The sequence below is a fragment of the Microvirga medicaginis genome (assembly GCF_052658925.1).
The window spans coordinates 164,556-177,290 of record NZ_JBQWEL010000008.1 but is presented as its reverse complement, the minus strand read 5'-3'; the positions used below and the strand labels follow the sequence as shown (position 1 = coordinate 177,290).

At 62.7% G+C, this 12,735-nt stretch carries 12 protein-coding genes; 5 read left to right on the top strand and 7 right to left on the bottom strand.

Going from position 1 to position 12,735, the window contains the following annotated elements; all coding sequences use genetic code 11:
• Positions 1 to 31 precede the first annotated feature (31 nt).
• Positions 32 to 793 (bottom strand): ABC transporter ATP-binding protein, encoded by a 762-nt coding sequence (locus ACUXUR_RS12785; RefSeq protein WP_445502728.1) that lies wholly within the window; start codon positions 791 to 793, stop codon positions 32 to 34.
• 65 nt (positions 794 to 858) lie between these two features.
• A complete protein-coding gene (locus tag ACUXUR_RS12780; protein ID WP_445502779.1) occupies positions 859 to 1,866 on the bottom strand; it encodes an ABC transporter substrate-binding protein in 1,008 nt (335 codons plus the stop codon).
• Positions 1,867 to 2,020: 154 nt separating this feature from the next.
• Between ACUXUR_RS12780 and ACUXUR_RS12775 the strand changes: the two genes are divergently transcribed.
• From ACUXUR_RS12775 to ACUXUR_RS12755, 5 genes are all read left to right on the top strand, one after another.
• Positions 2,021 to 2,743 carry a GntR family transcriptional regulator gene (locus ACUXUR_RS12775; protein ID WP_445502727.1) on the top strand — a complete coding sequence of 241 codons (723 nt, stop codon included), beginning with the start codon at positions 2,021 to 2,023 and terminating at the stop codon, positions 2,741 to 2,743.
• A gap of 252 nt (positions 2,744 to 2,995) precedes the next feature.
• Positions 2,996 to 5,713, top strand: a complete 2,718-nt coding sequence (gene acnA / locus ACUXUR_RS12770; RefSeq protein WP_445502726.1) for an aconitate hydratase AcnA — start codon at positions 2,996 to 2,998, stop codon at positions 5,711 to 5,713.
• Positions 5,714 to 5,768: 55 nt separating this feature from the next.
• Positions 5,769 to 6,734: a Bug family tripartite tricarboxylate transporter substrate binding protein gene (locus ACUXUR_RS12765; RefSeq protein WP_445502725.1), complete on the top strand. Its 966-nt coding sequence runs from the start codon at positions 5,769 to 5,771 to the stop codon at positions 6,732 to 6,734.
• Between the two features lie 131 nt (positions 6,735 to 6,865).
• Positions 6,866 to 7,789 (top strand): GntR family transcriptional regulator, encoded by a 924-nt coding sequence (locus tag ACUXUR_RS12760; protein WP_445502724.1) that lies wholly within the window; start codon positions 6,866 to 6,868, stop codon positions 7,787 to 7,789.
• Positions 7,790 to 8,018: 229 nt separating this feature from the next.
• Positions 8,019 to 9,380 carry an NAD(P)/FAD-dependent oxidoreductase gene (locus tag ACUXUR_RS12755; protein WP_445502723.1) on the top strand — a complete coding sequence of 454 codons (1,362 nt, stop codon included), beginning with the start codon at positions 8,019 to 8,021 and terminating at the stop codon, positions 9,378 to 9,380.
• Between the two features lie 36 nt (positions 9,381 to 9,416).
• Here ACUXUR_RS12755 and ACUXUR_RS12750 read toward each other — a convergent pair whose 3' ends face one another.
• The 5 genes from ACUXUR_RS12750 to ACUXUR_RS12730 form a co-directional block, all read right to left on the bottom strand.
• Entirely contained in the window at positions 9,417 to 9,662 is a 246-nt protein-coding gene (locus ACUXUR_RS12750) for a hypothetical protein (protein WP_445502722.1), read from the bottom strand.
• A gap of 165 nt (positions 9,663 to 9,827) precedes the next feature.
• Positions 9,828 to 10,841 (bottom strand): magnesium/cobalt transporter CorA, encoded by a 1,014-nt coding sequence (corA, locus tag ACUXUR_RS12745; RefSeq protein ID WP_445502721.1) that lies wholly within the window; start codon positions 10,839 to 10,841, stop codon positions 9,828 to 9,830.
• Positions 10,842 to 10,909: 68 nt separating this feature from the next.
• On the bottom strand, positions 10,910 to 11,491 hold the full coding sequence (locus ACUXUR_RS12740) for a c-type cytochrome (RefSeq protein WP_445502720.1): 582 nt from the start codon (positions 11,489 to 11,491) through the stop codon (positions 10,910 to 10,912).
• Entirely contained in the window at positions 11,472 to 12,386 is a 915-nt protein-coding gene (locus ACUXUR_RS12735; RefSeq protein ID WP_445502719.1) for a cytochrome c oxidase assembly protein, read from the bottom strand. Before ACUXUR_RS12735 ends, ACUXUR_RS12740 begins: the two co-directional genes overlap by 20 nt.
• Entirely contained in the window at positions 12,383 to 12,733 is a 351-nt protein-coding gene (locus ACUXUR_RS12730) for a hypothetical protein (RefSeq protein WP_445502718.1), read from the bottom strand. The genes ACUXUR_RS12735 and ACUXUR_RS12730 overlap by 4 nt, the downstream gene beginning before the upstream one ends.
• Positions 12,734 to 12,735 lie beyond the last annotated feature (2 nt).

Genomic DNA, 12,735 nt, shown 5'->3' with positions numbered 1-12,735 from the left:
ACGATCTGTGCATTGCTCATGAGCGTCATCCCTAATGTGCGCCTTCTTCCGCGAAGAGGAGTTCGTGGATGTGTTTCTCGAGCTGGCCCGCGCTGCCATCGGTCGGCGAGACGCGGTCCACGTCGTTGACCTCGGCCTTCACGCGGCCGGGATGAGGCGAGAGAAGCAGGATGCGGTTGCCGATCTTGATCGCTTCCGCAATCGAGTGGGTGACGAAGAGCACGGTGAACTTCGTGTCTTCCCACAATTGTAAAAGCTCGTCCTGACAGGTCCGGCGGGTGAGCGCGTCGAGCGCCGCGAACGGTTCGTCCATCAGCAGGATGTCCGGCTCCATCGCCATGCCGCGGGCAATCGCCACCCGCTGCTTCATGCCGCCCGAAAGGGTGTGCGGATAGGCGTTGACGGCACGGGTGAGATTGACCTTCTCGATATAGGCCTTTGCCCTGTCCTCCGCCTCCTTGCGCGGCAGCTTGCGCGCCACGAGAAGCGGGAACATCACGTTTTCCAGCACCGTCTTCCACGGCAGAAGCTGGTCGAATTCCTGAAAGACCATCATCCGGTCCGCGCCGGGCTCCGTGACCTCGCGGCCCTTGATGCGGATCTTGCCTTCACTCGGGTGCAAATAGCCGCCGACGGCCTTGAGAAGCGTGGACTTGCCGCAGCCGGAGGGCCCGAGCAGAACGAAGCGGTCCGATTGGTTGACCTGAAAGCTGACCCTGTCGGTCGCCGTCACGAGCACGCTGGGCGTTTTGTAGCGCAGCGTCACGCCATTGACATCGAGAAGAACGGACATGAATGAAGACCTGAAATGAAATGGTGGCGATGCGCCCCGCCGTATCGCAGGGCGCACGGGCTCAATCAGTTGCCGTTCAGATCATGCGCGATCGGCAGGTAAAAATCCTTCCAGGACGAAGGCTTCGTCTTGAGCGTGCCGATCTTGTAGAGATGCTCGGCGAACTTCATCGTGCCCTGCGGCTGGAGATTCCACTCCATCATGCCGGGCTCCTTGAGCCACGCGAGCAGATCCTCGGCACTCGTCTTGTCGCCGGTGATCTCCTTGTAGATGTCGACGGCTTCCTTGGTATTGGAGCGGATGAAATCCTGCGCCTCCTTCGACGCGGCGCGAACCGCCTCGATCACCTTCGGGTTGGCTTCGGCGAACTTGGTCGTCGTGAAGAACTGGCCCTGGGTCAGCGGCCCGCCGATGATGTCAGGCGATTGCAGAATGATACGCGCATTCGGCACATTCTTCATCTCGATGTACTGGAAGGGCGGCGCGGCGAAGTGGTTCTTCACCTCATGCTGTGGATTGGTCATGGCCACAACCGCGTCCGGATGGCCGAGCTGCACCGTGTTGGCGTCGAGCTTCGACCATTGATCCTCGCCGAATTCCTTTGCGCTCGCCATCTGCAGCAGAATGGCCTGGGTCGAGACCTTCACGGTCGGCACCGCGATCTTGTCACCAGGTCCGAAATCCTTGAGCGATTTGATCTTGGGATCGTGCGTGACGAGGGCCAGCGGCTGCGCGGATGTCGCCACGATGCCCTTCACGCCACCCTTAGTGCGATCCCATAGGAGGAGCAGGTTGCCGACACCGGTATTCACCATGTCGACGCCGCCGGACAGGAGCGCATCGGTCTGCGCACCGCCGCCGCTGAAGGTCACCCACTTGGTCTTGAGCTCCGGCAGGCCGAGTTTCGCTGCGTGCTTCTCGATCAGCTGCTGCTTTTCGATGACGTGCGTCGGCAAATAGAGAATGCCGGGCTGGCGGGTGATGGAGATTTCGCTCTTTTGCTGAGCTTGAGCCGCGCCTGCGAGAGCAAGCAATCCAACGGCAGCCGCAATACCGGCGCCAAGGCGCCTCATCTGCTTCTTCATGGTATTTCCTCAGGGTGGCCCCTCTTCGCGGAGGCTTCGGGATGATCCGGCACTTCCGTTCCGGCAACTCATACACTAATGCATTAGTGCACGACCCGCAAGTGTGCTATAGAAGCTCAATAGATAAGTCAGGTTGTCCAGAATGTCGCTGTCCAAGCCAGCATTGAAGCAGCAAGCCCCCCTTCAAAGCCCGGAGCGTCTGGAGCGTGGCCGTCAGGCGGCGCCTCAGGTTTTCGAGCGCTTGAGGGAGGCGATTCTGTCCTTGGAGCTGACGCCGGGCACCACCCTGTCGCGGACGACGCTTGCTGCGCAGTTCGGGGTCAGCTCCACGCCCATCCGCGACGCTCTGATGCGGCTCGAGGAGGAAGGCCTTGTGGACGTCTTTCCGCAGCATGCGACGGTGGTCAGCCCCATCGACCTGACCCTGGCCCATCAGGCTCATTTCCTGCGACGCTCCCTGGAACTTGAGATCGTGCGCAGTCTGGCCCTGAACCCGGACCCAAGGCTGGTCGCGCGGCTCAAGGGGATCGTCGCACAGCAGCAAGCCTTGATGGAGGCCAACGATCTGCAGGCTTTCGAGGTCGCGGATCAGGACTTTCACCGAACTCTTTACGAAGCCGCCCAGATGCAGGATCTCTGGCTGCTCGTGCGCAGCCGCAGCGGACATATCGACCGGCTGCGCCGTCTCAACCTGCCGACGCCGGGCAAGATCGAAGGCATCGTGCGGCATCACAAGCTGATCGTGCAGGCCATTGCCGACGGCAAGCCCGACGAGGCGCAGCAGCATCTGCGCGATCACCTCTCAGGCACCCTCTCCCATGTAGACGAGATCAGCGCACGCTATCCTGGCTACGTAAGGCGGTAGAGCGATCCGCCTGGTCTGATTTTCAAAATCGCTAGATCGCTGACGCGAGAAGGCCGGTCGGGGCTTGGCTACCCCGATTCGAAAACAGGCGATCTTCGACAGCTTAGCATCTTATGTCCGGAGCTTTCGATCTGCGCGCAGCCAGTCGCAGACTAAACCGGATTGGGCTGGCATACACTCATTTAGCATATTCTACCTTGAAAATACAATTATTGCTTTGCATTTAGCGTTTGTATTATGCAATTGTGAGCTATGAATCATGAACCGGAAACGCGAGAAGCTGCAGCAACCATTGCCCTCGATGGGCGGCGATATTGCATTGTCGATCTCCCCACGGCAGCGGGAGACAGCCTTCAGCGGCTGCCGCATATCCTGCGGATCATGCTTGAGAATGTCCTGCGCAGTGCGGGCGACGATGCCCCCAGGGCCAGGGACGCGATCCTGAATTGGCTGGAGAGCGGACGCAGCGAAGAGGAGATCCCCTTCCTGCCCGGCCGTGTCCTGATGCATGACACGACCTGCGGGCCAGCGCTGGTGGATATCGCCGGAATGCGCGCATCGCTCGCGGAAGCAGGGCACGATCCGCGCCTGCTCAATCCCGTCCTGCCGGTGGATGTCTCCACGGACCATTCCGTCGCCGTTGACGTGTTCGGCACCTCCGATGCGCTTCTGCGCAACATGGAGCGCGAATTCGGGCGCAATGCCGAACGCTACCGCTTCATGAAATGGGCCACACGGGCTCTCACGGGCGTTCGCGTGCATCCACCCGGCACGGGCATCATGCACACGCTCAATCTCGAGCGGCTGGCAAGCGTCGTGACCACGTCCCAGCGCGATGGCGTGTCAGATGGCGTATCATGGGCGATGCCGGATACGTTGATCGGCACGGACAGCCATACGCCGATGATCAACGCCATCGGCGTGCTCGGTTGGGGCGTCGGCGGGCTTGAGGCGGAAAGCGTTTTCTTCGGCATGCCCGTGATGATCCGCGTGCCAGATGTCATCGGCGTGCGCCTGAAGGGACGCCTGAAGCAGGGCGTGCTCGCGACCGATCTGGCCTTGACGGTCACGGAGCGGCTCCGGCGCATCGATCTGGCGGACCGCTTCGTCGAGTTTTATGGCGAGGGCGTTTCGACACTCTCCGCAGGCGACCGCGCCGTCATCGCCAACATGACGCCGGAATTCGGCGCCAATTCCGGCTTCTTCCCCATTGACGAACAGACGCTGCGTTATTTACGCGAGACAGGCCGCTCTGCGGAGCATGTCCGCTTCGTGGAGGACTATGCCAAGCAGCAGGGTCTCTGGTTCGATCCTAAAGGCTGCCCACGCTACACGGATAGCATCGAGATCAATCTCGACGAGGTCGAGGTCAGCCTTGCAGGACCACGCCGTCCGCAGGACCGCATTTCGGCAGGCAAGACTGTCGAAGCGCTCGCTCCCATGCTCGCGGGGCGTCCGGCCTCCGACACGAACCCCGGCCATGGTTCGGTTGCCATTGCGGCGATTACGAGCTGCACCAACACCTCCGATCCGAGGCTCCTCGTCGCTGCAGGCCTCGTCGCCCGCAAGGCGCGCCGTTTCGGCCTCACGCCGCCTGCATGGGTGAAGACATCGTTGGCGCCCGGTTCGCCGACGGCCGAGCTTTATCTCCACCGCGCCGGCTTGCTGGACGATCTTGAAGCGGTGGGCTTCGGCATCGTCGGCTATGGCTGCACCACCTGCATCGGCAATTCGGGTCCGTTGCCTGCGATCATCGAGCAGGCCATGACGGAACGCGGCATTCTTCCCGTCGCCGTTCTGTCCGGCAACCGCAACTTCCCGGGACGCGTTCATCCGCAGCTCGAAGCCGGCTTTCTGGCCTCGCCTCCGCTCGTGGTTGCGTTTGCGCTCGCAGGCGATGTGAACCGCAACATTCTCGTCGAGCCGATCGGGCGCTCGGCGTCGGGCGAAGAGATCAGGCTCGCCGATCTCTGGCCGAGCGGCGATGAGATCGATGCGGCTCTCAGCATGGCGATGAATGCCGGCGATTACGACATCTCCTATGAGAAGGCCGAGGCCAGCGAGACATGGCGGGTGCTCGATGCTCCCGCCACCGATCTCTTCCCTTGGGATCCGGGCTCGACCTATATCCGCCGCCCGCCCTTCGCGGGCTTCGGCAAGGGCACGCTTCTCGGCACTTATGCGGCGCATCCGCTGCTCGTGCTGGGCGACGACATCACCACCGATCACATCTCACCCGCCGGACAGATTCCGCAAACGGGCGAAGCCGCCGAGTACCTCGTCGAACGCGGCGAGAATCGACGCGACCTCAACGTCTTTGCGTCCCGACGCGGCAATTGGGAGGCGATGGTCCGAGGCCTGTTCACCAATAAGTCCGTCCGCAACCTGCTCGATCCGCAGATCGCGCCGGGCTTCACGCTTCATGTGGATTCGGGCGAGCATTTGCCGCTTTGGCGTGCCGCCGAACGCTATGTGCGCGAAGGAGCCTCCGTCGTCGTTGTGGCGGGCGAGCGCTATGGCATGGGTTCATCGCGGGATTGGGCCGCAAAAGGCGTAGCACTTCTTGGGACACGCGCCGTCCTGGCCTCGAGCTTCGAGCGTATTCACCGCTCGAACCTGATCGGCATGGGTGTTCTGCCTCTGCGCCTTCCGGCAGATCTGCATCCCGGCAATCTGCACCTGCGCCCAGGCGATCAGATCTTCATCGAAGCCGATCCCAGCCGGATCATCCCACGCGGCTCTGTGCCGGTCACGATCCGGCGCGCGTCGGGAGCAAATGAAACATTCATTGCCATCACTGCCATCGAGACCAGTCTCGAGATCGAGATCCTGCGCAGCGGCGGCATCATCCCGCTCATCCTGCAGCGCGTCGTCAACGCGCAGGCCACAGGCCGCGCGACGCCTGCACCAGAGTTCACCGGCAACGGTGAAAGGACCCGGCGAGAGGCTTCGCCGACCATCAGACGCTGAGAGGCAACGTCCACTTTGCGTTCAACACCTCACGCAACCTTAAAGGGAGGAACTCGTGAGCCACTTCACCAAGACAATCCGCGGCGTTGCCGTTGCAGCCCTGACCCTCGTCGCCTCGTCGGCCTTCGCGCAGCAGGAACTTAAGATCATGGCTCCGGCGGGACCGGGCGGCGGCTGGGATTCGGCGGCCCGCTCGATTCAGCAGGTGCTCACCCAGACGGGTCTCGCCAAGAGCGTTCAGGTGACCAATGTCACCGGTGCAGGCGGAATGGTCGGCCTGGCCCAGTTCGTCAACCAGGCGAAGGGCGACCCGAGCCAGCTCATGGTCAACGGCATCACCATGGTGGGCGCGATCCTCACCAACAAGTCGCCGGTCACTCTCGATCAGGTGACGCCGATCGCGCGTCTCACCGGCGATCCGCTCGTGATCGTCGTGCCCGCCAACTCGCCGATCAAATCGGTCAAGGAACTGGCTGATGCCGTGAAGGCCGATCCGGCGAAGGTCACCTGGGCCGGTGGTTCCGCGGGCGGCGCCGACCACATCCTCGCGGCGCTCTTCGCCAAGGCTGCCGGCTCCGATCCGTCGAAGGTCAACTACATCGCCTTCTCGGGAGGCGGCGAAGCCCTTGCCGCGATGCTCGGCGGCCGCGTGACGGCCGGCATCTCCGGGTACGGCGAGTTCGAGAGCCAGATCAAGACCGGCAAGCTGCGGGCGCTTGCGATCTCGTCCGGCAAGCGCCTGGCGAACGCCGACGTTCCGACTCTCAAGGAGCAGCGCATGGATGTCGAAGTCGTGAACTGGCGTGCCATCATGGCGGGCCCGGACATCACGGCGGACCAGAAGAAGGCTCTGACCGACACCATGGACAAGCTGGTCAAGTCCAAGGAATGGGCCGAGATCCTGAAGCAGCGCGGCTGGGAGGACTTCTATCTGGCCGGCGAGCCCTTCAAGGTCTTCCTCAAGGAAGAGCAGGTGCGCGTCGGCGACGTCCTGCGCTCGGTCGGACTCGTGAAGTCCTGATGACGATCGGCTGGGAGACGGGTCGACCACCTCCCGGCCACGCCCCTGCGAAATTCGAACCGCGATGCTATACCTGACGGGAATCGCATAAAAGAAGAGAGCCGTTTCCAAGGGCGAGGTCAGGTTTTTTGATGAATGTCTCAGTCAGTGATCGCGCACCCGGCAACAAACGGGAAATGACCGAGGGGCTCGCCGCGCAAATCCTGGAGCATATTCGCGGGTCCGGGCTGGCAATCGGGACGCACGTCACGGCGCAGGAGCTCGCCGAACGCTTCAGCGTCTCCCGCTTTCCCATCGGCCAAGCCCTGCAATTGCTCGCCACGAAAGGCGTTCTCACCCATGAGCGCAACCGCGGCTACTTCGTGTCGGAAGCCAAGGACGCCTCACCGGAAACACTCGGTCTCGTTGCAAGGGATGAGACCTCTGACATCTATTTCAGGATCGCCGAGGATCATCTCCATGGTCGCCTGCCGGATCCGGCCTCCGAGGCTTATCTGAAGGAAACCTACGGAGCCACGAAGGCGCAACTGAACACGGTCCTGGGTCGAATCGCCCAGGAAGGCTGGGCTGAGCGCCGGCCCGGCTATGGCTGGTCCTTCTCGCCCATGCTCACCACGCCCGAGAGCCTGGAGCAAACCTACCGCGTCCGCTTGGCTCTCGAACCTGCCGCCCTGCTCGAGCCCAGTTACCACCTCGACCCCGAGACGGCCGCGCGGTGCCGCGAGGCGGAGTTGCGGCTCCTGGGCGGCGCCATTGAAACGGACAGTGCGGATGCGCTGCACGAACGCGGCGTGCGGTTTCACGAGGCGATTATCGGGGCGTCCGGCAATCCGTTTTTCCTGGAGGCGGTCCGGCGCATCAACCGCGTCCGCCGTCTGCTGTCATACCGCTCGATGGTCGACCGCAAGCGCTACCGCCAGCAATGCGAAGAGCATCTCCAGATCCTCGATCTGCTGGAACGCGGGAAAAACGAGGAAGCCTCGCAGGCACTGCGCCACCACCTGGAGCACACCATTGAGAACCTTCAAGAGATCAGGCCGATCCTGGAGCGCTAATCAGGAAGGCTCGGATAGGAGAGATCAGCGGTTGAAGGCGAGGAGCGATTGCACCATCCGTTTGTCTCAATCGGGCAGCCTTGGCTCTCAATCTCCGAGGCGATCGTGCCTCCGTCATTATCCCTGCAAAAGCGCTTCGATTGGGAACATCCCTGATCGGCATTGATTGGCAGGCAGGCGAAATCCTCATGCGGGGCGCCGCCCCTCCTGCAACAACAGCGAGAGCACCATGGCTGCCAACATGCCGAGGGTCGTGATCATCGGGGCCGGGTTCGGTGGAATAACGGTCGCACAATCCCTGGCGGACGCTCCGGTCGATGTGACTGTCGTCGACCGCCACAACTTCCATTACTTCCAGCCTCTGCTCTATCAGGTCGCCACCGCCGCCCTGTCGCCTGCGGACATTGCCTGGCCGATCCGAGGCATACTCAGGCGGCAGACGAACACAACCGTCCTGATGGCAGACGTGACGGGCGTCGATACCGATGCGCGGCTCGTCCATGCCGGATCCGTGACCATTCCTTACGATTATCTTGTCCTCGCCACAGGCGCCACGCATTCCTATTTCGGCCATCCGGAATGGGCTTCCGTTGCGCCGGGATTGAAGCAGATCGAGGATGCGACTGCCATCCGCCGCAGGATTCTGATGGCGTTCGAGAAGGCGGAATTGATCGAGGACGCGGCAGACCAGCACCGTCTTCTCACGTTCGTGGTGGTGGGGGGCGGCCCTACAGGCGTCGAGATGGCCGGGGCCATTGCGGAAGTGGCGCATCATGCGCTGCCAGCCGAGTTCCGCCGGATTGATCCGCACGCCGCTCGGGTGATCCTCATTGAGGCCGGGCCCAGGCTCCTGCCCGCCTTTCCCGCCGATTTGTCAGACTATGCGCGGCAGGCACTGGAACGGATGGGCGTAGAGGTCCAGACTTCGGCCCGAGTTATCAAATGCGATGAGCAAGGAGTCGATCTGGAGGACACGCGGATCGAGGCAGGCACGATCGTATGGGCTGCAGGTGTCGTCGCTTCCCCGGCGGCCGAGTGGATCGGGGTCGAAAGCGACCGGGCCGGGCGGGTCAAGGTCGGCCCCGATCTGACCGTACCAAGCCGGCCGGAGATCTTCGCCATCGGAGACACCGCGGCGGTGATTGATGCTGACGGAAAGATAGCGCCCGGCATTGCGCCTGCCGCCAAGCAGATGGGACGCTATGTGGCCGAGGTGATTGCAGCGCGGACCTCGGATAGGACTCCGCCCGGTGCGTTCCGCTATCGGCATCAGGGGGACCTCGCCACGATCGGGCGCAAGGCGGCGGTGGTGCGGCTCGATCACGTTCACCTCAAAGGCTTCCCCGGTTGGCTGTTCTGGGGCTTTGCACATATTTATTTCCTGATCGGACTGCGCAACCGGGCCGTGGTCGCGTTCAGCTGGTTCTGGAACTATCTGACCTACCAGCGCGGGGCGCGCCTCATCGTCGACAGCCCTGAGGCGCAGGAAGCCGCACAGGCGGAAAAGGTGCGGCCCCAGGCCTCTTCGATCGAAGTGAGCCGCGAATCTCGGCGTGACCAGGCAACTCCGTCAGGTGCGGACTGGCGCTAGGCGATCCCCGCCCAGTTGGAGGGTAGCCTGCTCCCTTCATTCATAATCCGTGCGGTAATCTCCGCGATGGAGCGCATCGAAGCCTTGATCGGTCAGCTCGATTGTCCCGGCGTCGGGTGTGGTCACGTATCCACTATGCTTCAACTCGGAAACAGCCACAGCGACAGCCGGATCCGTTCCGAAATGTGCATCCAAGGTTGCCATGGTCATGCGGGCACCGGGCTTCCGATGCGTCTCACGAAGGAAGTCAAGAATCTCGCAGGCCGTCTCGCTGAGCTGCATCCCTCGCCTCCTTTGACCTGTGCGTCATCAATCAATTGGTGTTCAGTCAGTCCAAAGACGAGGGGCAACCTCGCGATGGCGTGAATCCGCCATCGCCGACCTGTCACTGCGGCCTGATATAAGTGAGCGGCATCACCGATAGACCAATGGGCGCCGGCTTGAGGCTTAGAGCCACTGTTTCTGACGGAAGCGCCAGTACAGCCACCCGCACACGATCGCGATCATCAGCAGTACGAACGGATAACCGTATTTCCAGTGCAGCTCGGGCAGGATGTCGAAATTCATGCCATAGATTCCGGCGACTGCCGTCGGCACCGCCAGAATCGCCGCCCACGCCGCCAGCTTGCGGGTGATCTCGGTCTGCTGCGCCTGCCCTGTCATCAGGCTGGTCTCGAACGCAAACGCCAGCACCTCGCGCAAGGACTCGATCTCCTCCTGCACCCGTCGGATGTGGTCGGAGACATCACGGAAGTGCGGGTACATCGAAGCATCCACCCCCGGCAGACCCGGCTGTTCGAGGCGGCGGCAGACCTCCACCAGCGGGACGGCGGCGTTGCGCAGGCGCAGCAGATCGCGGCGGAGCTGGTAGATCCGGTTCATCTGATCCCGGGTTGGATTGGCGCTCAGAACGCTGTCTTCAATATCCTCCACTTCCGCCTGGATCGTCTCTATCACGGGCATGTAGTTGTCGACGATGAAGTCGAGAACGGCATAGAGGATGAAATCCTCGCCCTCTGAGAGCGCCTTGGGCGCCGCCTCACAGCGTTCGCGCACGGGAGTATAAGTCGTCGAGGCGCCGTGGCGGACGGAAACCACATAACCATGTCCAACGAACAGGTGGGTCTCGCCGAAGGCAATGCGCCCGTTCAGCATCTGGGCCGTGCGCGCGACAATGAAGAGAGCCTCGCCATATTGTTCGAGCTTGGGCCGCTGGTGTGCCTTGAGTGCGTCCTCGATGGCGAGATCATGCAGGCCGAATTCCTTTTGAACCTGCCGCAGAAGGTCCAGGCCGGGCTCGTGCAGGCCGATCCAGACGACGTGTCCGGGCTTGCGCGACCACTCGCCGGCGGCCTCGATCGGAATCTCCGCGACGCGTCGGCCGCCCGTATAGGCCGCTGAGGCGACGACGCCGGGAGTGGCCTTGGGCTGAGCCGAAACGAGCTTGAGGGAGTTCGTCATGATCAATCAACGCTCAGCAGCGCCATAGGATGCCGCCGTGGAGGCGCGTGCTCAAGTGCACGCTCCGGTCAGCGCAAGGAGTAGAGGTAAGCTGCCACATGCCTGGCCTCGGCTCGTGAGATGCCGGTGACCGGCATCGCTGTCTTGGGATCGATGGATTTGGGATTCTCGATCCACTGAATCAGGGTATCCGGCGAATTGATCGCCACGCCGCCGATGTAGACCCGGGCGGCAAATCCCTCGAGGGTCGGTCCGACCTTGCCCTGAGCACGAGGGACACCTGGGATGGTATGGCAGCCTGCGCAGCCGTAGCGCTGCGTCAGACGGCGCCCGAGATCCGGATCACCTCCCGTCAGGGCAATGGCGCGGGAGCGTGCTTCCTGTGTGAACTTGACCTGGTAACCCGCATAGACACCAGCCCCCACCAGCAGCACGAGAATGAGGGCGATGAAAACGGAGTGTCGTCGCAGCCAAATCGGCGCGGGTATGCGCATGTGGGCCAAATGTGCATTCGCATCGAAGGGAGGCTGTACCTTCCTTCCTCTCCGGCCCGGATGTGAGCCTCTTCCAAGGCCGAGAAGAGCTCCGGCCAACCCGGCGAGCAGCGTCACTGCAATGGGCGCAAAAGACCTAGCGCGCTGCATAGGCATGGCGTCCTCCCCTGGAGCGCGACGATCCGGAACGGGCAATCCATAATCCGGCAAGAATCAGAGCGGCGCCTGCATAGACGAGGCCTGCCGGAATCCACATGAACAGACCCGCGAGCTGCTGGTCTTCGAGCGGAGTGAGTCCCCATTCGGCTGCTCTCGATGTCTGTGCCGGATAGATGGTGTGCCGAATGAGAGAGAGCAGGATGCCGAGAAAGCCCGTGTGAAGGGATGTGACGAAGAGATAGAACACGGCCACGCCGTAACCCCGCTCCCGCTCGGGCCCCTGCAGCAGGGCGCGCCAGAACAGGAGAGCCGTGACGAAGAAGCTGAGATGCTGCAGCCAGTGGATCCATGGATCGGTCAGGGCCGGTTCATAGAGAGCCGGAACGTGCCATATCCAGATGGCCATTCCATGGAGCAAAGTGGCGGCAAGGGGATTGGTGAGCCAGGCCCAGGAGCGCGCGACCGGCATCATCCGCCCGATCCCGCCGATTCTGCGGCGCCAGTCTGCGGGCACCGCCCAAAGCATGGCGACAGGACTTCCGACGACGAGAAGCGGCGCAGCCGCCGCCATGAGGATCTCGTGCTCGATCATATGCGCGAAGAAGAGGCGTTCGCCGAGCCAGTGGAGTGGCGAGACGAGGGCGAACACGAGCAGCAGCCAACCGAGCCCGAAACACGCAGCCTGCCAGACACGCACACCGCGTCCGATCCCCGCCCGACGCCACAGGCGCAGCGTGCCGCCGAGGTAAAGTCCGCCGGACAACGCGAGCGGAAGCGTGACCTGCGGGTTCCATGTCCAGGTCGTGCTTCCCTCAAGCCAATGCACATGGCCCGCATGTGCCTGGGCCTTGCCGGCAGCGAGAAGCGTGAGGAGAAGAACCAGCGCCCTCATCGCTCACATCCATGAAAGACGAGTCCGGCTGCGCCGTGGAGCAAGATGACCACCGTAAAGAGTGCCGCTATCGCAATGCCCATCAGGGCCACGAAGCGATGCGGCCTTCCGGCTCCCGTCGAGTCGGGCAGAGGCGTCGGCGCTGCCGCCACGTAGCCTCGCCAGGAGAGGAAGCCTCCAAGGACGCTGACCACCGCCATGACGAGGGCGAAGATCGGAATGAGCGGAACCTGATGGGCGCACACCCACGGTACGGCCGCATAGTTGAACTGGGTGTTGATGAGCCAGGCTCCGGGCCCGGCATAGATGCCGGCGGACGGGAGACCTCGTGAAAACCATCCTGCCATGG